Source organism: Pseudomonas sp. Marseille-Q8238 (genome assembly GCF_965111915.1).
The window spans coordinates 2654248-2675537 of the sequence record NZ_CBCOPI010000001.1 but is presented as its reverse complement, the minus strand read 5'-3'; the positions used below and the strand labels follow the sequence as shown (position 1 = coordinate 2675537).

Here is a 21290-nt window from a genome sequence, read left to right as displayed (position 1 = left end):
ACTACTTACCGAGTTGATTGAGGGCGTCGCCGATCCACAGCTGCACACCACTCATGGTGGCGGCGGAGGTGTCGAGCACCGGCTGCGGGTAGACGCCCAGCAGAATCAGCAGGACGGCGAGGCCGAGCACCATGCCCAGCTCGCGCGCTTTGAGGCCGGGCAGGGCGGTGTCCGCCTTGACCGGGCCGAAGTAGGCGCGGTGAATCATGATCAGCGAGTAGACCGAACCCAGTACCAGGCCGGTGGCCGCCAATACGGTGACCCACGGCGCGGCCTTGAAGCTGCCGATCAGGATCAGGAACTCACCGACGAAGTTACCGGTACCTGGCAGGCCCAGCGCTGCTGCGGCGAAGAACAGGCTGAGGGCCGGCAACCAGGGCATGCGTGCCCAGATGCCACCCATCTGGCGCATGTCACGGGTGTGCAGGCGCTCGTAGAGCTGGCCGCAGAGGATGAACAGTGCAGCTGCCGACAGGCCGTGAGCCAGCATCTGCACCACCGCACCCTGCAGGGCGATCAGGCTGCCGGAGTAGATGGCGATCAGCACGAAGCCCATGTGCGAGACGCTGGAGTAGGCCACCAGGCGCTTGATATCGGTCTGGGCGAACGACAGCAGGGCACCGTAGACGATGGCGAACACGCCGAGCCACATGGCGATCGGTGCGAACTCGGCCGAGGCATGGGGGAACAGCGGCAGGGCGAAGCGCATCAGGCCATAGGCGGCGGTTTTCAGCAGGATACCGGCCAGGTCCACGGAACCGGCGGTCGGTGCCTGGGCGTGGGCATCGGGCAGCCAGGAATGGAACGGGACCACCGGGAACTTCACCGCGAAGGCGATGAAGAAGCCGAGCATCAGCAGGTATTCGGTGCCCGGCGCGAGCTGGGTCTTCAGCAGGTCGGCATAGTTGAAGGTCAACACGCCGGTCTGGTTAAAGTGGACGAATACCAGGCCGAGGATCGCCACCAGCATCACCAGGCCACTGGCCTGGGTGAAGATGAAGAACTTGGTGGCGGCGGTGATGCGGGTCTTGCCTTCGCTGCCGCTATGACCCCAGAGCGCGATGAGGAAGTACATCGGCACCAGCATCATTTCCCAGAAGAAGAAGAACAGGAACAGGTCGATGGCCAGGAACACGCCGACCACACCGCCGAGAATCCACATCAGGTTGAGGTGGAAGAAACCGACGCGGTTCTGGATCTCGTTCCACGAGCAGAGCACCGAGAGCACACCGAGCAGGCCGGTCAGGGCGATCATCAGGACCGACAGGCCGTCCATGCCAAGGTGGATGGTGATACCGAGACGCTCGATCCACTGCACCTTGAATTCATGGGCCCACTGCGGGTCCGCACCGGGTGCCGGGGCCAGGCTGAAGTCGCCGCTGGCCCACAGCCAGAGGCCGAGGCCGAACAGCAGGACCATGGTCAGCAGGGCGATCCAGCGCGGCAGGGTGTTGCCGAAGCGCTCACCTTGCCAGCACAACAGGCCGCCGATGAAGGGGATCAGGATTAGCCAGGGCAGAATCATGACGGGCTATGTTCCTTAATTCAGAAGCAGGAGAGCGGCGAGCACCAGCACGGCGCCCCCGGCGATAGAGGCGGCGTACCAGCGGATCTGCCCGTTCTCGCTGCGCGCGAGCAGGGCATTGCCACCGCGAACCACGCGCGGCACCAGGCCGATACCACGGTCGATCGGGTCACGCCCGAGCAGGCGGCAGAACAGCAGGTACGGACGCACGAAGAGCTTGTCGTACAGCCAGTCGAAGCCCCAGGCGGCGAACCACCAGGCCGACAGGAAGCGCCCGGGTGCGCTCTGCGCCACGGCGGTGGCGAAGCGGCGCTTGCCGAGGAACAGCAGCGCGGCCAGCAGGATACCGGCCATGGCGATGGCGCCCGAGGCGATCTCCAGGCTGTGCTGTGCTTCGCCGCCGGCATGACCGGCGCTCTGCGGCAGGACACCGGCCAGCGGTGGGGTGATCCACGCACCGATGAAGGTCGACAGTACGATCAGCGTCACCAGCGGCAGGCCGTGGGCGATGCCGTGACCGGCGTGGACTTCGGTCTTCTGCTCGCCATGGAAGGCGATGAAGATCAGGCGGAAGGTGTAGATCGAGGTCAGGAAGGCGCCGACCAGGCCGGCATATAGCAGACCCTGATGACCGCTGGCGAAGGCTTCCCAGAGGATCTCGTCCTTGGAGTAGAAGCCGGCGGTGATCAGCGGCAGCGCAGCCAGGGCGGCACCACCGACGATGAAGCTGGCATAGGCCAACGGCAGTTTCTTCCACAGGCCGCCCATCTTGAAGATGTTCTGCTCGTGGTGGCAGGCGTTGATCACCGAACCGGAAGCGAGGAACAGCAGGGCCTTGAAGAAGGCGTGGGTCATCAGGTGGAAAATCGCCGCTTCCCAGGCACCGACGCCCAGGGCGAGGAACATGTAGCCGATCTGGCTCATGGTCGAGTAGGCGAGGATGCGCTTGATGTCGGTCTGCACCAGCGCGGCGAAACCGGCCAGCACCAGGGTCACGCCACCGACGATTCCGACCAGCTCGAGGATATCCGGAGTCAGCAGGAACAGGCCGTGGGTACGCGCAATCAGGTAGACACCGGCGGTAACCATGGTCGCGGCGTGGATCAGGGCCGAAACCGGAGTCGGGCCCGCCATGGCGTCGGCCAACCAGGTCTGCAGCGGCAGCTGGGCAGATTTACCGACCGCGCCACCGAGCAGCATCAGGGTGGCGACCCACAGCCAGGTATCGCCGGCCACGTATTTCTGCGGCGCCAGCACCATCAGCTCCTGGATGTTCAGGGTGCCGAGGTTGAGGAACAGCAGGAACAGGCCGATCATCAGAAACACGTCGCCGATGCGGGTGACGATGAAGGCCTTGAGGGCTGCGTTGCCGTTCTTGCGTTCGCCGTAGTAGAAGCCGATCAGCAGGTACGAGCACAGGCCGACGCCTTCCCAGCCGAAGAACAGTGTCATCAGGTTATCGCCCAGCACCAGCAGCAGCATGCTGAAGATGAATAGGTTGGTGTAGGCGAAGAAGCGCGAGTAACCGCTTTCACCGCGCAGGTACCAACTGGCGAACAGGTGAATCAGGAAGCCGACACCGGTGACCACACCGAGCATGGTGACCGACAGGCCATCCAGGTACAGGGTGAAGCTTGGCGCCAGGCCGCCGACGTTCATCCATTGCCACAGCACCTGGGTGAATACGCCATCGGTAGGTGGCGCGACATTGAACTGGAAGATCACCCAGGCCGCTGTCAGGGCACTGAGGCCGATGGAGCCGACACCGATCACGGCGCTGGCGTTTTCGCCGAAGCGACCCCGCGAGAAAGCCAGGATGAACCAGCCCAGCAGGGGAAATACGAGGGTTAGATAAAGAAGGTTCATCCGCGCATCTCACTGGCAGCGTCAATATCCAGGGTGTTGAAGCGGCGATACAGCTGCAACAGGATCGCCAGGCCGATACTGGCCTCGGCGGCTGCCAGGGTGATCACCAGAATGAACATCACCTGGCCATCAGCCTGTACCCAGCGGCTGCCGGCTACGACGAAAGCCAGGGCGGTGGCGTTCATCATGATTTCCAGGCTCATCAACACGAAGAGAATGTTGCGGCGCACCATCAACCCGAGCAGGCCGATGGCGAACAGCACACCGGCCAGGGCCAGGCCATGTTCCAGAGGGATAGCAGTCATGGCTTGAGCTCCTTGGCTTCGTGACGGCCGAGGTGGTAGGCGGCAACCAGGGCAGCGAGCAGCAGCATGGAGGCCAGCTCTACCGCTAGCAGGTAAGGGCCGAACAAGGCGATACCGACGGCCTTGGCTTCCACGCTGACCAGGCCGATGGCGGCGCCACTCGGTACGGCGAACAGGGTGTAGAGCAATTGACCCAGCAGCAGGGCGCAGAGAATGGCCGGACCGACCCAGATACCGGGAGTCAGCCACTTTTTCTCCTGCTCGGCCGCGGCCGGGCCGAGGTTGAGCATCATCACCACGAACACGAACAGCACCATGATGGCGCCGGCGTAGACGATGATCTCCAGGGCCGCGGCGAACGGTGCCCCCAGGGAGAAGAAGGTCATGGACACGGCCAGCAGCGAGACGATGAGATAGAGCAGGGCATGTACGGGGTTGGTGTTGGTCACCACCCCCACGGTCGAGGCCACGGCAACGCCCGCGGCGAAGTAGAAAGCGAATTCCATCGTTCGTCCTTAAGGCAGCAGGCTTTTCACGTTGATCGGCTCGGCTTCATTCTGCGCGGCGCCTTTCGGCTTACCGGCGATGGCCATACCGGCAACGCGGTAGAAGTTGTAGTCCGGGTTCTTACCCGGGCCGCTGATGAGCAGGTCTTCCTTCTCGTACACCAGGTCCTGACGCTTGTACTCGCCCATTTCAAAATCGGGGGTGAGCTGGATCGCGGTGGTCGGGCAGGCTTCCTCGCACAGGCCGCAGAAGATGCAGCGCGAGAAGTTGATGCGGAAGAAGTCCGGGTACCAGCGGCCGTCTTCGGTTTCGGCCTTCTGCAGCGAGATGCAACCGACCGGGCACGCCACGGCGCACAGGTTGCAGGCTACGCAGCGTTCTTCGCCATCAGGGTCGCGGGTCAGGACGATACGACCACGGTAGCGTGGCGGCAGGTAGACCGGCTCTTCGGGGTATTGCAGGGTGTCGCGCTTGCGAAAGCCATGGCTGAAGACCATGACCAGGCTGCGCAGTTGGGTGCCGGTGCCGACCAGCACATCCCATATGTATTTGAGCATCGTGTTTCTCCTTACTGGGCCGCGGCCAGCACAAGTGCGCCGGTCACCAGCAGGTTGATCAGGGTCAGCGGAAGGCAGAACTTCCAGCTGAACGCCATGACCTGGTCATACCGTGGGCGCGGAATCGACGCACGCAGCAGGATGAAGATCATGATGAAGAAGCAGGTTTTCAGGGCGAACCAGATGAACGGAATCTGTGGCAGGAGGCCGAACGGGCCATGCCAGCCGCCGAAGAACAGCGTTACCAGCAGCGCCGAAACCGTCACGATCGCGACGTATTCGCCGACGAAGAACATGCCCCATTTCATCCCGGCATATTCGATGTGGTAACCATCGGCCAGCTCTTGTTCGGCTTCTGGTTGGTCGAACGGGTGACGGTGCGTCACAGCAACGGCCGCAATGAAGAACGTACAGAAACCGAAGAACTGCGGAATGATGAACCACAGGTTTTCAGCCTGATAGTCGACGATATCGCGCATGTTGAACGAGCCAACCTGCGCCACCACGCCCATCAGCGCCAGGGCCAGGAACACCTCGTAGGACACGGTTTGTGCCGAGGCGCGCAGGGCGCCGAGCAGGGCGAACTTGTTGTTGCTCGCCCAGCCGGCGAACAGCACCGCGTACACCGACAGACCGGCCATGGCGAAGAAGAACAGGATGCCGATGTTCAGGTCCGCCACACCCCAGGTCGGGGTGATCGGAATGATCGCGAAGGCCATCAACATGGCCGCGAAGGCGATCATCGGCGCCAGGATGAAGATGAACTTGTCGGCGAATGGCGGCGTCCAGTCTTCCTTGAAGAACATCTTCAGCATGTCGGCCACGATTTGGAACATGCCGAACGGGCCGACACGGTTCGGACCGTAGCGGTCTTGCCACCAGCCCAGCAGGCGCCGTTCGACGAAGCTGAGCAGGGCGCCGGTGATGACCACCGCCAGCAGGATGACGATCGCCTTGAGGACGGCGATGATCACCTCGACGATATCGGGAGTCAGCCAAATCATTGCGCAGCCTCCTGTACGGACATGGCGACAGCGCCGGCAATCGCAGCCGGAATGCCCGGCAAGCCAGCCGGCAGGCCGACCAGGCCAATGGCCAGTTCTTCACGCACCTGCAGCGGCAGGCGCAGGACCTGGCCGTTGACGGTGAGGCTGAGCAGGGCGCCGTCATTGACACCCAGGCGGTCGGCTTCGGCCTTGGCCAGGGCGACGTAAGGTTGCGCAATGCGCTCCTCGATCGGTTTCGCGCGGGAGGAGTTTTCCTCGCTGCCGAACAGGTGATGGAACGGCACGACCTGCAGGGTGCCCTGCGCTGGATTGAATGCTGCATTGACCGCGAACCACGGCAAGCTGGCACCTTTGGCTTCGATCAGGCGCACGCCCGGATCACCAGCGCGCAGGTGACCACCGACTTCGTCCTGGAACTTGTTCCAGGCTTGTGGCGAGTTCCAGCCCGGCGACCAGGCGAACGGAATCTGCTGACGGTCTTCCTTGCTGCCGGAATAACCTTCCATGGAGAAGGCGAAGGCCGAGTCCTTGTCCTGCGGCTGACGGGGCTCGTGCACGCTGATGTTGGCGCGCATGGCGGTACGGCCGCTGTAGCGGTGCGGTTCACGGGCCAGTTTCAGGCCCTTGATGCGGAACGAGGCGCTGGGCGCGGCTCCACGGATGCCGGCCAGTACCGGGGTGCTGGCGGCGCAGGCTTCGGTAACCTGGTCCAACTGAGTCCAATCGACGTGCTTGCCCTGCAGCGTGCTGTGCAGTGCGTGCAGCCAGCGCCAGCCTTCGCGGACCAGGATGTTGCTGTCGTAGTAGCTCGGCTCGTAGACCTGGAAGAAGCGCTGGGCGCGGCCTTCCAGGCTGACCAGGGTGCCGTCGCCCTCGGCGAAGCTGGCCGCCGGCAGCACCAGATGTGCTTTGGCAGTGGTACCGGTCTGCTGGTGGTCGGCAACGATCACCACCTGGGCGGCAGCGAGTGCGGCGTCGACCTTGGCGGCATCGGCGCGGCGATACAGGTCGTTTTCCAGCACGACGACGGCGTCGGCCTTGCCGGAGGTCAGGGCGTCGAGCGCAGCATCCACCGAGTCACCACCAAACAGGGCCAGGCCCATGCTGTTGGCTTCCGGTACGACCAGGTTGATCGAGCCGTTCTTCTCGCGATTCTTCAGCGCGCTGGCGATGTTCGCTGCGGCTTCGATCAGCGCCTTGCTGCCCAGCGAGGCACCGGCGACGATCAGCGGGCGCTTGGCATTCAGCAGGGCGTCGGCGATGCGTTGCACCAGCTCGGCGGCTTCGCTGTCCAGGCCGTTGACGGCCGGTGCGCTCGGATCGATGGCGTGGGCCACGGCAAAGCCGAGGCGGGCCAGGTCGTCCGGCGCGGCGTGTACGGTTTCCTCGGCGATATCGTCCAGGCGGGTGGTGGCGACACTGGCGATGAACAGCGGGTTCAGCGCGTGCTGGGCGACGTTCTGCACGGCGGCCATGTGCCAGTCCTGGATCTTCGCGCCGGCCGCGATCTCGGTGGCCTTGCCCTTGACCGACTGGCGCAGAGCCAGGGCCAGACGGGCGGCGGTCTGGGTCAGGTCTTCGCCGAGGACGAACACGGCATCGTGGCTTTCCACGTCGCGCAGGTTGGCCACAGGTAGCGGGCCGTTCTGCAGCACGTCGCGGATCAGGCGCAGGTTGTCCAGCTCGGCGGCGGCAATACCGCTGTAGTAGTTATCGGCACCGACCAGTTCGCGCAGGGCGAAGTTGCCCTCCAGGCTGGCGCGCGGCGAACCGATACCGATCACACGTTTGCCCTTGAGCAGCTCGGCGGCCTTGTCCAGCGCACCGTCCAGGCTCAATTTCTCGGCGCTACCTTCTTTATTGAGGAGCAGCGGCTGGCGCGGACGGTCGTCACGGTTGACGTAGCCGTAGCCGAAGCGACCGCGGTCGCAGAGGAAATACTGGTTCACCGAGCCGTTGAAACGGTTCTCGATGCGGCGGATCTCGCCGTAGCGCTCGCCGGGGCTGATGTTGCAGCCACTGGAGCAGCCATGGCAGATGCTCGGGGCGAACTGCATGTCCCATTTGCGGTTGTAGCGTTCGGAGTGGGTCTTGTCGGTGAACACGCCGGTCGGGCAGACCTCGACCAGGTTGCCGGAGAACTCGCTCTCCAGCGTGCCATCCTCGACACGGCCGAAATAGACGTTGTCGTGGGCACCGTAGACGCCGAGGTCGGTGCCGCCGGCGTAGTCCTTGTAGTAGCGCACGCAGCGGTAGCAGGCGATGCAGCGGTTCATCTCGTGGGCGATGAACGGGCCGAGCTCCTGGTTCTGGTGGGTGCGCTTGGTGAAGCGGTACCGGCGCTCGTTGTGGCCGGTCATCACCGTCATGTCCTGCAGGTGGCAATGGCCGCCTTCCTCGCACACCGGGCAGTCGTGCGGGTGGTTGGTCATCAGCCATTCAACGACGCTGGCCCGGAATTGCTTGGCCTCTTCGTCGTCGATGGAAATCCAGGTGTTGTCGGTGGCGGGGGTCATGCAGGACATGACCAGGCGACCGCGCTTGTCGTTTTCGTCGGTGTACTGCTTGACCGCGCATTGGCGGCAGGCGCCGACGCTGCCGAGCGCCGGGTGCCAGCAGAAGTAGGGGATGTCGAGACCGAGGGACAGACAGGCCTGTAGCAGGTTGTCCGCACCATCGACTTCAAGATCTTTGCCGTCTACGTGGATAGTGGCCATGGTTCAGGTTTCTTCTTGCCCCGCGTGAGCGGGCTTGGCTAATGGAATCTCGGTGTGTCGCGGGGCCAGGTCAGTGGCCGCCGCAGCATGAATCTTCACGCGGGAGCGAATTGCCCCGTCGCTGCCGGTGTCGCCTGACTGGACACGCCAGCCTCGAACTCCGGACGGAAATACTTGATCGCGCTGCCCAGTGGCTCCACGGCGCCCGGTGCGTGAGCACAGAAGGTCTTGCCGGGGCCGAGGAAGTTGACCAGGCCGAGCAGGGTGTCGATGTCCTCGCGGGTGCCTTGCTTACGCTCCAGGGCACGGAGAATCTTCACGCTCCACGGCAGGCCGTCGCGGCACGGTGTGCACCAGCCACAGGACTCGCGGGCGAAGAACTCTTCCATGTTGCGCAGCAGCGAGACCATGTTGACGCTGTCGTCGATGGCCAGGGCCAGGCCGGTACCCATGCGCGTGCCGACCTTGGCGATGCCGCCGGCGAACATGGCCGCGTCCAGGTGCTCCGGCAGCAGGAAGCCGGTACCGGCGCCGCCAGGCTGCCAGGCTTTCAGCGTGAAACCGTCACGCATGCCACCGGCATAGTCCTCGAACAGCTCGCGAGCCGGCAGGCCGAAAGGCAGTTCCCAGATCCCTGGGTTCTTCACCTTGCCGGAGAAGCCCATGAGCTTGGTGCCCATGTCTTCGCTGCCCGGGCGGGCCAGGGTTTTGTACCAGTCGACGCCATTGGCGACGATGGCCGGGACGTTGCACAGGGTCTCTACGTTGTTCACGCAGGTCGGTTTGCCCCACACGCCGACAGCGGCCGGGAAGGGCGGCTTGGAGCGCGGGTTGGCGCGGCGGCCTTCGAGGGAGTTGATCAGTGCGGTTTCTTCACCGCAGATGTAGCGCCCGGCGCCGGTGTGCACGAACAACTCGAAATCGAAGCCGCTGCCGAGGATGTTCTTGCCCAGCAGGCCGGCGGCCTTGGCTTCCTCGATGGCACGATTGAGGTTGGCGGCGGCGTCGACGTACTCGCCACGCAGGAAGATGTAACCACGGTAGGCCTTGAGCGCGCGCGCGGAGATCAGCATGCCTTCCACCAGCAGGTGCGGCAGTTGCTCCATGAGCATGCGGTCTTTCCAGGTGTTGGGCTCCATCTCGTCCGCGTTGCACAGCAGGTAGCGGATGTTCATGGATTCGTCAGCGGGCATCAGGCCCCATTTGACGCCGGTGGGGAAGCCCGCACCGCCACGACCTTTCAGGCCGGAATCCTTGACCGTCTGCACGATATCGGCCTGGGCCATTTCGCCGAGGGCCTTGCGTGCAGCGGCATAGCCGTTCTTCTGCTGGTACTCGTCAAGCCAGACCGGCTGGGCGTCGTCACGCAGACGCCAGGTCAGCGGGTGGGTTTCCTCGGTGCGGGCGATGTGGTTGATCGGCCCGTGGGAGGTGAGGATGGTCGAGCTGCGGCTGGTCATTGGAAGCTCTCCAGCAGTTGGCCAACGCTTTCCGGCTGGACATTGCCGAAGGTTTCATCGTCGATCATCAGCGCCGGGGCCTTGTCGCAGTTGCCCAGGCAGCACACGGGCAGCAGGGTGAAACGGCCGTCGGCGGTGGTCTGGCCGGGAACGATGCCCAGCTCACCCTTGATGCTTTCCAGCACGTTTTCATGGCCGCCAACAAAGCAGGTCATGCTGTCGCAGACGCGAATGATGTGGCGACCGACCGGCTGGCGGAAGATCTGACTATAGAAGGTGGCAACACCTTCAACGTCGCTCGCCGGAATGCCGAGGATTGCGCCGATGGCATCGGCAGCGCCGTCCGGTACCCAGCCACGCTCCTTTTGCACGATCTTCAGGGCTTCGATGGACGCCGCACGCGGGTCCTCGTAGTGGTGCATTTCGTGCTCGATGGCCGAGCGCTCGGTTTCGCTCAGGGCAAAACGGTCGGTTTGAATCAGGGATGTCTGGCTCATGTCAGCGGTCCACGTCAGCCATAACGAAGTCGATACTGCCCAGGTAGGCGATGAGGTCGGCCACCATGCTGCCGCGGATCACCGAAGGGATCTGCTGCAGGTGGGCGAAGCTCGGCGTACGAATCCGGGTGCGGTAGCTCATGGTGCTGCCGTCGCTCGTCAGGTAGTAGCTGTTGATGCCCTTGGTCGCCTCAATCATCTGGAAGCTCTCGTTGGCCGGCATGACCGGACCCCAGGAAACCTGCAGGAAGTGGGTGATGAGGGTCTCGATGTGTTGCAACGTGCGCTCTTTCGGCGGCGGCGTGGTCAGCGGGTGATCCGCTTTGTACGGGCCTTCCGGCATGTTGCGCATGCACTGATCAATGATACGGATGCTCTGGCGCATCTCTTCGACGCGGACCATGCAACGGTCGTAGGCATCGCCGTTCACCGCCAGCGGCACTTCGAATTCGAAGTTCTCGTAGCCCGAGTATGGGCGCGCCTTGCGCAGGTCGAAGTCCAGGCCGGTGGAGCGCAGGCCGGCACCGGTGACTCCCCATTCCAGGGCTTCCTTGGTGTTGTACTGGGCAACGCCGATGGTCCGACCTTTGAGGATGCTGTTTTTCAGCGCGGCCTTTTCGTACTCGTCGAGGCGCTTGGGCAGCCAGTCGACGAACTCCTTGACCAGGCCATCCCAGCCGCGCGGCAGGTCATGGGCGACGCCACCGATGCGGTACCAGGCCGGGTGCAGACGGAAGCCGGTGATGGCTTCGATGACCTTGTAGGCGCGCTGGCGGTCGGTGAACGTGAAGAACACCGGGGTCATGGCGCCGACGTCCTGGATATAGGTGCCCAGGAACAGCAGGTGACTGGTGATGCGGAAGAACTCGGCCATCATGATGCGGATGACGTCGACCTTCTGCGGCACCTTGATGCCGGCCAGCTTCTCGACCGAAAGTACGTACGGCAGGTTGTTCATCACCCCGCCGAGGTAGTCGATACGGTCGGTGTAGGGGATGAAGCTGTGCCAGCTCTGGCGCTCGGCCATCTTCTCGGCACCACGGTGGTGGTAGCCGATCTCCGGCACGCAGTCGACGATCTCTTCACCGTCCAGCTGCAGGATGATGCGGAACGCACCGTGCGCGGAAGGGTGGTTGGGGCCGAGGTTGAGGAACATGTAGTCCTCGTGCTCACCGCCACGTTTCATGCCCCAGTCTTCGGGCTTGAAGCGGGCGGCTTCCTCTTCGTGCTGCTGCTTGGCCAGGGTCAGGCTGAACGGATCGAACTCGGTGGCACGTGCCGGGTAGTCCTTGCGCAGCGGGTGACCTTCCCAGGTCGGCGGCATCATGATGCGGGTCAGGTGCGGGTGACCGTTGAAGGTGATGCCGTAGAGGTCCCAGACCTCACGCTCGTACCAGTTGGCGTTCGGCCAGATGCTGGTCACGGTCGGTACGTTGAGATCACCTTCGCTGAGCGCCACCTTGAGCATGATGTCGCTGTTTCGTTCGATCGACATCAGGTGGTAGAAGACGGTGAAGTCGGCACCCGGCAGGCCGCGGCGCTGCGTGCGCAGGCGCTCGTCGACGCCGTGCAGGTCATAGAGCATGACGTAGGGGCGCGGCAGGTTACGCAGGTAGGTGAGCACCTCGATCAGACGCTCACGGGCAACCCATAGCACTGGCATGCCGGTGCGGGTGCTTTGCGCGGTAAACGCATCAGCACCAAAACGGGTATGAAGCTCGGCGACGACATCTTGGTCGTCTGCCTTATAAGGCGGTATGGACAGAATGCTGTCTGCAGTCATGGTCTCGGTCGCTATCGGTCAACGGCGGATGTGAATGGCTCGGGTAAGAGCCAGCAATCACACTTCGTCGGGGCTGCGCAGGTTGGTAACCGCGATACGTTGTTCGCGGCGCTGTTCTTTCTGCGACGGCATATCGGCACGGTAAATGCCTTGATCGCCGACGACCCAGGACAGCGGACGACGCTCCTTGCCGATGGATTCCTGCAACAGCATCAGGCCTTGCAGGAATGCCTCGGGGCGGGGCGGGCAGCCGGGAATGTAAACGTCGACCGGGAGGAACTTATCGACCCCCTGGACCACCGAGTAGATGTCGTACATGCCGCCGGAGTTGGCGCATGAACCCATGGAGATCACCCACTTGGGCTCGAGCATCTGCTCGTACAGGCGCTGTATGACCGGGGCCATCTTGATGAAGCAGGTACCGGCGATGACCATGAAGTCGGCCTGGCGCGGAGACGCACGAATGACTTCCGCACCAAAGCGCGCAATGTCGTGCGGCGCAGTAAAGGCGGTGGTCATTTCCACGTAGCAGCAGGACAGGCCGAAGTTGTACGGCCACAGGGAGTTCTTGCGCCCCCAGTTCACCGCACCGCTGAGAACATCCTCAAGCTTGCCCATGTAGATGTTCTTGTGGACCTGATCGTCTAACAGCGGGTCGGAGACAGTCTCCCGCTCGCCGACCGGATACTGCTCATTAGGCGCATCCGGATCGATCCGAGTAAGTTTGTATTGCATCGCCAAAGCCTCATTGTTTTAGCTTCGCCTGCCGTTCACGACGTCCCTGGGGAGCCCAATCGAGCGCCCCGATACGCCAAAGATAGACAAGACCTGCCAACAGAATTGCTATGAAAACGGTAGCTTCGATCAGTCCAGCCCAGCCGCTTTCGCGAACGGAGACTGACCAAGCAAAAAGGAAGAGGGCTTCGACGTCGAAGATCACGAAGAGCATCGCGACCAGATAGAACTTGGCGGAGAGGCGCAGTTGGGCGCTGCCGGTAGGTAGCATGCCGGATTCGAACGGTTCGTTCTTGCTGCGCCCCCAGGCTTTGCTACCCAGCAGGCTGGATAGACCGAGCATGAACGCGATGAGTGCGCAGACTCCGAGCAGGAAAATGGCAAACGCCCAGTTATGGGACATGGTGGCTACCGCATCAGGCATGCCGTTACTCCTTGGGTAAGGGGCGGCTTCTATTATGGTGAGGTACACCCGATTAAAGGTGCCCTGCAAAGTATGCGCGCAATTTTAGGCCTGCATTGACCGTTAAGTAAATTTTTCTGAATAGAAAAATGCACAGGAGTCTGTCTGGAAAAGGGATTTCACGTCTGAAAAGCCGGTGTCTCCTTGTGCGCAGCCGCTCTAAAACTTTGGTCTTATGGCTCGAATAGCGTTTATCTGTACCGATTTGGCGCTTTTTTGTAAGGATGCTGTCGGTAATTGTTTACAGATCATGGGCTTATCGAAAGCGGTAGGGATTGCTGACCGTTTGGCCACAATTTGTTTCCCCTGAGGCCTGGGTGTGAGCCTGCGATGCCTTGGCGGTATTTCTACAGACAAAAAAAGCCCCGGCATTTCTGCCGGGGCTTTTTTCAACACGCTCGGCCTTGATCGTGGTCTTGGCCGAGTGAACCGTTCTTAGTGGAACTGGTTCATGGTGTTGTCTTTACCGCTTGCCTTCAGAGCGGCTTCGCCAGCGAAGTACTCTTTATGGTTGTCGCCGATGTCGGAGCCAGCCATGTTCTGGTGCTTGACGCAAGCGATGCCCTGACGCAGCTCTTCACGCTGTACGCCTTTGACGTAAGCCAGCATGCCCTGGTCTGCGAAGTAACCTTTGGCCAGGTTGTCGGTGGACAGCGCGGCGGTGTGGTAGGTCGGCAGCGTGATCAGGTGGTGGAAGATGCCAGCGTGAGCCGAACCGTCGCGTTGGAAGGTGCGGATCTTCTCGTCGGCAACCTGAGCCAGTTCGGTGGCATCGTAGTCGATGCTCATCAGCTTGGCGCGGTCGTAGGCGGAAACGTCTTTGCCTTCGGCAACGAACGCATCGTAAACCTGCTGACGGAAGTTCAGGGTCCAGTTGAAGGACGGGCTGTTGTTGTAGACCAGCTTGGCGTTCGGGATGACCTTGCGGATCTCGTCAACCATGGCAGCGATCTGACCAACGTGCGGCTTCTCGGTTTCGATCCACAGCAGGTCGGCGCCGTTCTGCAGCGAGGTGATGCAGTCCAGTACGCAGCGAGCTTCACCGGTGCCAGCGCGGAACTGGAACAGGTTGGACGGCAGGCGCTTCGGACGCAGCAGTTTGCCTTCGCGGTTGATCACGACGTCGCCATTGCCCAGCTCGGCAGCGGAAACTTCTTCGCAGTCCAGGAAGCTGTTGTACTGGTCGCCCAGGTCGCCGGCTTCTTTGGTTACAGCGATTTGCTTGGTCAGGCCGGCACCCAGGGAGTCGGTACGAGCAACGATCACGCCGTTGTCGATGCCCAGCTCCAGGAAGGCGTAGCGAACGGCAGCGATCTTCGCCAGGAAGTCAGCGTGCGGAACGGTCACTTTGCCGTCTTGGTGGCCGCACTGCTTCTCATCGGAAACCTGGTTTTCGATCTGGATGCAGCAAGCGCCTGCTTCGATCATGCGCTTGGCCAGCAGGTAGGTGGCTTCCGGGTTACCGAAACCAGCGTCGATGTCGGCGATGATCGGCACGATGTGAGTTTCGTGGTTGTCGATCTGCGACTGGATTTCAGCGGCTTTGGCGGTGTCGCCAGCTTCGCGAGCGGCATCCAGAGCGGTGAACAGCAGGTCCAGCTCGCGGCTGTCAGCCTGACGCAGGAAGGTGTACAGCTCTTCGATCAGACCGGAAACTGCGGTCTTTTCGTGCATGGATTGGTCAGGCAGCGGGCCGAAGTCGGAGCGCAGAGCGGCAACCATCCAGCCGGACAGGTACAGGTAGCGCTTGTTGGTGGTCTTCAGGTGCTTCTTGATCGAGATCAGCTTCTGCTGACCGATGAAGCCGTGCCAGCAGCCCAGGGACTGGGTGTAGACGGACGAGTCGGCGTCGTACTCGGCCATGTCTTTGCGCATGATGTCAGCAGTGTACTGAGCGATTTCCAGACCGGTCTTGAAGCGGTTCTGGGCGCGCATGCGGGCCACGGATTCCGGGTTGATAGCGCTCCAGCTGCTGCCGGCGGCTTCTTTCAGGGCGGCAACGGCTTTGATGTCGTTTTGATAAGCTGACATGGTCAATCCTTCAAAGTGTGAGTTTGGTTGAGCACCGACTTCCCACCCAAAACCAACGTGCAAAAGTTTGCAGTGTTGCGGGCGACACGCAGCAGAACGTCGAAATCTCGACAGGGACGAAAGAGGGGGTAGAGCGGAGGGGTGGCGAGACAGCAGCTTGAAGCCTGTGCACCTGGGTGCTGGGTCTTCAATCTGGCTTGTGCTTTGGCTTCCCCGTCCCTCAGGACAACTTTCGTTCCAGTCGCAACCTCGTCGAAACGCCTTGTGGGCTGTTAAAACACGGACCGTGCCGAATGGTGTTACGGCAGCGATCTGGAGGTTCTGAAGCAGAACCCCTGGCTAGCGGGAGCGGGGCAATGATGCGCTCAGGCGGAGGGTACGTCAAACGTTTTGTAGTGGATTTTTCTTCCTACTACATAATTTGCGCTGCGGCAGTTGTCAGTCGAGCGCGTCGACCTTGATGCGCATGTTCATGTCGTTGCTGCCCTGGGTGGCATGGCGGCGCAGGATGTCGCGGTCGTTGCTCTGGTTCTGTTGGCTGATGCCGCCCAGGTTGATCCATTCGCCCAGGCGGCCGCTGACGCGGGTATCGCTGCTCTGTACGTCGATCACGCCAGGGTGGGTGTTGCTCATGCGATCGTTGTTGCTGCTGACGTTGAGGTGGACGATGTCGCCGGTCAGGCTGGCGGTCACATAGAAGCCTTGGGTGACATTGCGATACTGAGTGTTGTTGTAGACCTGACCATAGGGGCCGACGCTGGAGGTGGTCAGCGGTACGCTCTGGCCGACCTGGATCAGCGCGGGGTAGCCCTCGCTGGCCTGGATCTGCTGCACGCCGCCACTGCGGCTGTTGGTGGTGCGCCGAATGATGCGCACCTGATCGCGGCCTCTCACTTCGCCGCGTCCTGCCTGAATGTCCACGCCGCCAACGCTTGCCGAGCCATCGACCGAGTAGCCGTCACTGTCCTGAATGCCTGACTCGTTGGTGTCGACGCTGATCAGCAGGCGGCGAGGCGCAGTATCCAGCTGCCCGAGCAGGTCACGGATTTCGCGAATTTTCTCCGGCGACGCATTGATCACCAGTTGATTGCCGTAGGCGCTGGCCTTGCCCTGGCCGTCGAGTGCTGACTGCACAACAGGCAGCACTTCGTCGGCAGTACGATAGCCCAGCGGGATCAGTTCGGTGGCGGCATGCAGAGGCAGGCTGAGGGCGAGCAGCATCGTGGCCAGGCAGGTACGCAGGGTCATAGCAGAAAGCTCCGCAAGTCAGGATCGAGAAGGCTGGCGTCCCACGCCTGGTCAAAGCGTGCCTGTTGTTGGCGAGCGCGGCCGGGGTCGTTGTACAAAGCATAGCCGGCCGGCAGGTCTGGTTGTGGGCGCAGCAGGAGGCCGCGCTCATCTGCCAGCAAGTAGGCGCTTTCTTCGTTGATGTTGTCGGGATTCAACTTGCGGATGTGCAGGTTGCTGGTCACCCGTTGCGCCAGTTGCAGCAGTCGATGTCCTTGTTTCACCGGGCGCGTCGGGTCGCGCAGGAGGATGCGCAGGCGGTTCTTCGGGCTGGCCAGGAGAAAGCGGGTGCAGGCATCCAGTACGCTGCCATGGTTGTACAGCAGCGGCTCCAGGTCCGGGGTAAACAGGCACAGGCTCTGTGTCGCCTGTTGCAGCAGGGCAAGCGTGTGGGCCTGGGCTTGCTCGGGGGTATGGAAGCGCTCGAGGTGCGAATGGTCACCGAGGATGAAAGGGGCAGGCTCTCGCGAGGATGCGATTGTGCCGCCTGTCTCCGGGTTGTGAATGGCGAAACGCCCCGGCGAGTGGAAGTCGATGGCGGGTAAGTCGGCTTCGATTCCATGCGCAGGGGCGTTTTCGTCGTTCATTACGGGCTCCTAGTCGCTATGGCGCACCATCATGACATGCGGGATGCCGGCTTCCAGGTACTCGTCGCCTTCGATGCGAAAGCCCAGGCGTTCGTAGAACGAGCTGGCATGCACCTGGGCGCTGAGTTTCTGTTCGCGCTGGCCGCGACGTTCCGCTTCGTTGATGACGGCCTGCATCAGGGCATCGCCGACTTTCAGGCCGCGCCAGTCCTTAAGTACGGAAACCCGGCCGATATGCCCGTCCGGGAGAAGGCGGGCAGTGCCGATCGGGTAGTCGCCCTCGGTGGCCAGAAAGTGCACGGCCTCGCTGTCTTCGTCATCCCATTCGAGCTCGGCGGGAACCGCTTGTTCCGCGATGAATACGGCCTCGCGGATGCGCCGCAGATCGGCATTGTCTTTCTGCCAATCGGCGAGGCGAACGTGAATGTTATTCATCAGCAAACTCCAGACTACCTTGCTTGACCAGTTCGCAGAGCAGCTTACGCCCGTCTTCATCGGTGAGCCATTGCTCAAGGTTGTCGGCATGCAGCGCGTCGGTGGCGCAGATCAGCCTGAGCAGTTCCTTGAGTGATGCAGGCAACAAGCGGCTCTGGCCGCTGGCGAACAGCACCAGGCCGACATCGACTTCGCTCCAGGCGAGGCGGGCACTGGGGTTGCGTATCAGCACGGCGCCCTGGTCGATGCTGGCCAGCAGATCCTCTTCTTCGATGTCATTGCCGGCGACCAGCTCAGGGTAGCGAGGTTCGGTCATGAACTGGCCGAACCAGGTCAGTAACAGGCGCTCGTCGCTCATGTGCTCGGCCAGCAGCGCTTTCAGGCGGTCGAGCGAGTCGCGCTGGATCTGGTGCGGGTCGTTGGTCGGGGCGATATCGGCATCGCTGTAGCGTTCTTCGTCCGGCAGAAACTGAGCGAGGAAGTCGGTGAAGTGGGTCAGCACTTCGGCTGCGCTGGGGGCACGGAAACCGACCGAGTAGGTCAGGCAATCGTCCTCGGCGGTGCCGAAATGGGCCAGGCGTGGCGGCAGATAGAGCATGTCGCCGGGTTCCAGCACCCATTCGTCGGTCTGCTGGAAGTCGGCCAGGATGCGCAGATCGGCGTGGGGCAGCAGCGGGCTGTCGCTGTCGCACATCTGGCCGATCTTCCAGCGGCGCTGGCCATGGGCCTGCAGCAGGAACACGTCGTAGTTGTCGTAGTGCGGGCCAACGCCCCCGCCGGGTGCGGCGAAGCTGATCATCACGTCGTCGATGCGCCAGCTGGGCAGGAAATTGAACTGCTTGAGCAGTTCGGCGACATCCGGGACGAACTGGTCGACGGCTTGCACCAGCAGGGTCCAGTCACGCTCGGGTAGTTGGCTGAACGCATCTTCGGCGAATGGGCCGCGACGCAGTTCCCAGGGGCGCTCGCCCTGTTCGATGATCAGGCGCGACTCGACTTCTTCCTCCAGGGCCAGGCCGGCCAGTTCGTCCGGGCTGATCGGGCTTTCGAAGTCAGGGATGGCCTGGCGGATCAGCAGAGGCTTCTTCTGCCAGTAATCACGCAGGAATTCACGGGCTGTAAGACCGCCGAGCAGTTGAAGAGGTACATCAGTAGTCATTTGTAAGCCTTTGAAATAAAAACGCCCGGCACAGCCGGGCGTGCAAATAAAGGGCGTCGGTTAGACGCGCTTGGCCTGGGCTACGGCGTTGCCGATGTAGTTGGCCGGGGTCAGTTGCTTCAGTTCTTCCTTGGCGGCAGCCGGCATATCCAGGCCGTCGATGAAGCTGAGCAGGGCTTCTGGGCTGATGCCCTTGCCGCGCGTCAGCTCCTTGAGCTTCTCGTAAGGGTTCTCAATGGCATAGCGGCGCATCACGGTCTGGATGGGCTCGGCGAGGACTTCCCAGCAGGCGTCCAGATCGGCGGCGATGCGTGCTTCGTTCAACTCCAGCTTGCCGATACCCTTGAGGCTGGCTTCGTAGGCGATGACGCTGTGGGCGAAGCCGACGCCGAGGTTGCGCAGCACGGTGGAGTCGGTCAGGTCACGTTGCCAGCGCGAAATCGGCAGCTTGCTGGCCAGGTGCTGGAAGAGCGCATTGGCGATGCCAAGGTTACCTTCGGAGTTCTCGAAGTCGATCGGGTTGACCTTGTGCGGCATGGTCGAAGAGCCGATTTCACCAGCCACGGTCTTCTGCTTGAAGTAGCCGAGGGAGATGTAGCCCCAGATGTCGCGGTCGAAGTCGATGAGGATGGTGTTGAAGCGCGCAATGGCGTCGAACAGCTCGGCGATATAGTCGTGCGGCTCGATCTGCGTGGTGTAGGGGTTCCACTGCAGGCCCAGGTCGTTCTCGATGAACTGACGGGCATTGGCTTCCCAGTCGATGCTTGGGTAGGCCGACAGGTGTGCGTTGTAGTTGCCCACGGCGCCGTTGATCTTGCCCAGCAGCGGGACGCCAGCCACCTGCACGATCTGCCGCTCGAGGCGGTAGACGACATTGGCCAGCTCCTTGCCCAAGGTGGTCGGCGAGGCAGGCTGGCCGTGGGTACGCGAGAGCATCGGCACGTCGGCGAACTTGACCGCCAGTTCACGGATGGCGGCAGCGATCTGGCGCATCAGTGGCAGCAATACGCTGTCGCGACCTTCGCGCAGCATCAGGGCGTGGGACAGGTTGTTGATGTCCTCACTGGTGCAGGCGAAGTGGATGAACTCGCTCACGGCGGCCAGTTCCGGCAGCTTGGCGGCTTGCTCCTTGAGCAGGTATTCCACGGCCTTGACGTCGTGATTGGTGGTGCGCTCGATCTCTTTCACGCGCTCGGCGTGCTCGACGGCGAAGTTTTCTGCCAGTTCGTTGAGAATGGCTTGTGCTTCGGCGGAGAAGGGCGGTACTTCGGTAACGCTGGCGTGGGCAGCCAGGCGTTGCAGCCAGCGGACCTCGACCAGGACGCGGAAACGGATCAGGCCGTATTCGCTGAAGATCGGGCGCAGGGCGCTGGTTTTGCCGGCATAGCGGCCATCAACGGGGGAAACCGCGGTGAGCGAGGAGAGCTGCATGGAGGCGTTCTCGGACAGTCGGTCGACGAAAAGGGCGCACATCATACATGAAATCGCTAGGCGATCTGTGATCCGCTGTTGCTCGCTCAGCGCCGCGAGATGGAGAACAGACCGGCGGCGAAGATGAGCAGCGCCCCAGCGATCGACAACACATCGGGTACTTCACCCCAGAGCCACCAGGCGATCAGCCCGGCAAACACGATCGCCAGGTAAGCAACAGGTCCGATTTGCCCAGGCGGCGCGAGCGCATAAGCCTTGGACATGATGATCTGGCTGACCGTGGCGAGCAGGCCGATACCGAGCAGCATGCCAAGCTGGTGATTATCCAGAGGTTGCCAGGCCCAGCTCAGTGGCACGGCAGCGATCAGTGTGCTGCACAGGGCGAAGTAGAAAACGATACGGAAGGTGGGTTCGGTGTTGCTCATCTCGCGGATCGAGACGAAGGCAAAGGCGGCCAGGATGCTGGCGGCGAGGCCGATCAGGGCTTGGGTATCGAGCAGGGCATCGCTGGGTTTGGCGACCAGCAATACGCCAATCAGGCCCAGCACGGAGGTCAGCAGCATGCGTCGGGTCAGCGGTTCCTTCAGCCACCAGCGGGCGATAAACGGCGTGAACAGGGGTGCTGAATACGTGAACAGCATCGCGTCGGCCAGGGGCAGGTGGGCAATGGCGTAGAAAAAACAGTACATCGCCGCCAGCCCGTAGGTGGCGCGCCACAGGTGCGATTTCAGGTGCGCTGTCTTGAGGGGTTGAATGCCGCTGACCAGGATCATCGGCAGGAAGAACAACACACCGATCAGGTTGCGAAAGAACACGATCGACTCGTTGTTGACGCTGCCGGAAATCTCGCGAATGCCGGCGCCCATGAAGGCGAATAGCAGGGCGGACAGTGCCAGGAGCAGCGCACCTTGAAGCGGCTTTACGCTGCGCATGGAGGG

General features: G+C 62.2%; 19 protein-coding genes. All 19 read right to left on the bottom strand.

Annotated features, from left to right (window positions below; all coding sequences use genetic code 11):
- Position 1: 1 nt before the first annotated feature.
- The gene (gene nuoM, locus ACWPW0_RS12410) at positions 2-1525 is read right to left on the bottom strand and encodes an NADH-quinone oxidoreductase subunit M (protein WP_447591348.1); all 1524 of its coding nucleotides are present in this window, start codon (positions 1523-1525) and stop codon (positions 2-4) included.
- 15 nt (positions 1526-1540) lie between these two features.
- Entirely contained in the window at positions 1541-3391 is a 1851-nt protein-coding gene (nuoL, locus tag ACWPW0_RS12405) for an NADH-quinone oxidoreductase subunit L (protein WP_454255491.1), read from the bottom strand.
- Positions 3388-3696: an NADH-quinone oxidoreductase subunit NuoK gene (gene nuoK, locus ACWPW0_RS12400; RefSeq protein ID WP_447591351.1), complete on the bottom strand. Its 309-nt coding sequence runs from the start codon at positions 3694-3696 to the stop codon at positions 3388-3390. Before nuoK ends, nuoL begins: the two co-directional genes overlap by 4 nt.
- Positions 3693-4202 carry an NADH-quinone oxidoreductase subunit J gene (nuoJ, locus tag ACWPW0_RS12395; RefSeq protein ID WP_447591353.1) on the bottom strand — a complete coding sequence of 170 codons (510 nt, stop codon included), beginning with the start codon at positions 4200-4202 and terminating at the stop codon, positions 3693-3695. The genes nuoK and nuoJ overlap by 4 nt, the downstream gene beginning before the upstream one ends.
- A gap of 9 nt (positions 4203-4211) precedes the next feature.
- Positions 4212-4760, bottom strand: a complete 549-nt coding sequence (gene nuoI, locus ACWPW0_RS12390; protein ID WP_447591355.1) for an NADH-quinone oxidoreductase subunit NuoI — start codon at positions 4758-4760, stop codon at positions 4212-4214.
- A gap of 11 nt (positions 4761-4771) precedes the next feature.
- Positions 4772-5764, bottom strand: coding sequence for an NADH-quinone oxidoreductase subunit NuoH (gene nuoH, locus ACWPW0_RS12385; RefSeq protein WP_454255490.1), 993 nt, complete (start codon positions 5762-5764; stop codon positions 4772-4774).
- Complete coding sequence (nuoG, locus tag ACWPW0_RS12380) at positions 5761-8484, bottom strand: NADH-quinone oxidoreductase subunit NuoG (RefSeq protein ID WP_454255489.1); 2724 nt, start codon at positions 8482-8484, stop codon at positions 5761-5763. The genes nuoH and nuoG overlap by 4 nt, the downstream gene beginning before the upstream one ends.
- Before the next feature lie 95 nt (positions 8485-8579).
- The gene (nuoF, locus tag ACWPW0_RS12375; RefSeq protein ID WP_447591360.1) at positions 8580-9944 is read right to left on the bottom strand and encodes an NADH-quinone oxidoreductase subunit NuoF; all 1365 of its coding nucleotides are present in this window, start codon (positions 9942-9944) and stop codon (positions 8580-8582) included.
- Positions 9941-10441, bottom strand: a complete 501-nt coding sequence (gene nuoE / locus ACWPW0_RS12370; protein WP_447591362.1) for an NADH-quinone oxidoreductase subunit NuoE — start codon at positions 10439-10441, stop codon at positions 9941-9943. The genes nuoF and nuoE overlap by 4 nt, the downstream gene beginning before the upstream one ends.
- A gap of 1 nt (position 10442) precedes the next feature.
- Positions 10443-12224 (bottom strand): NADH-quinone oxidoreductase subunit C/D, encoded by a 1782-nt coding sequence (gene nuoC / locus ACWPW0_RS12365; protein WP_454255488.1) that lies wholly within the window; start codon positions 12222-12224, stop codon positions 10443-10445.
- A gap of 57 nt (positions 12225-12281) precedes the next feature.
- A complete protein-coding gene (locus ACWPW0_RS12360; RefSeq protein WP_447591365.1) occupies positions 12282-12959 on the bottom strand; it encodes a NuoB/complex I 20 kDa subunit family protein in 678 nt (225 codons plus the stop codon).
- 10 nt (positions 12960-12969) lie between these two features.
- A complete protein-coding gene (locus ACWPW0_RS12355; protein WP_454255487.1) occupies positions 12970-13383 on the bottom strand; it encodes an NADH-quinone oxidoreductase subunit A in 414 nt (137 codons plus the stop codon).
- 474 nt (positions 13384-13857) lie between these two features.
- Positions 13858-15453 carry an isocitrate lyase gene (locus tag ACWPW0_RS12350; protein ID WP_447591369.1) on the bottom strand — a complete coding sequence of 532 codons (1596 nt, stop codon included), beginning with the start codon at positions 15451-15453 and terminating at the stop codon, positions 13858-13860.
- 438 nt (positions 15454-15891) lie between these two features.
- Entirely contained in the window at positions 15892-16701 is an 810-nt protein-coding gene (locus ACWPW0_RS12345; RefSeq protein WP_447591371.1) for a secretin N-terminal domain-containing protein, read from the bottom strand.
- Entirely contained in the window at positions 16698-17327 is a 630-nt protein-coding gene (locus ACWPW0_RS12340; protein WP_454255486.1) for a DUF7931 domain-containing protein, read from the bottom strand. Before ACWPW0_RS12340 ends, ACWPW0_RS12345 begins: the two co-directional genes overlap by 4 nt.
- 9 nt (positions 17328-17336) lie before the next feature.
- Complete coding sequence (locus ACWPW0_RS12335; RefSeq protein WP_447591375.1) at positions 17337-17762, bottom strand: GNAT family N-acetyltransferase; 426 nt, start codon at positions 17760-17762, stop codon at positions 17337-17339.
- Positions 17755-18921, bottom strand: a complete 1167-nt coding sequence (locus tag ACWPW0_RS12330; protein WP_454255485.1) for a ribosomal protein uL16 3-hydroxylase — start codon at positions 18919-18921, stop codon at positions 17755-17757. The genes ACWPW0_RS12335 and ACWPW0_RS12330 overlap by 8 nt, the downstream gene beginning before the upstream one ends.
- Positions 18922-18981: 60 nt before the next feature.
- Positions 18982-20352 carry an adenylosuccinate lyase gene (gene purB / locus ACWPW0_RS12325; RefSeq protein WP_454256733.1) on the bottom strand — a complete coding sequence of 457 codons (1371 nt, stop codon included), beginning with the start codon at positions 20350-20352 and terminating at the stop codon, positions 18982-18984.
- Between the two features lie 86 nt (positions 20353-20438).
- Positions 20439-21284 carry a DMT family transporter gene (locus tag ACWPW0_RS12320; RefSeq protein WP_454255484.1) on the bottom strand — a complete coding sequence of 282 codons (846 nt, stop codon included), beginning with the start codon at positions 21282-21284 and terminating at the stop codon, positions 20439-20441.
- Positions 21285-21290 lie beyond the last annotated feature (6 nt).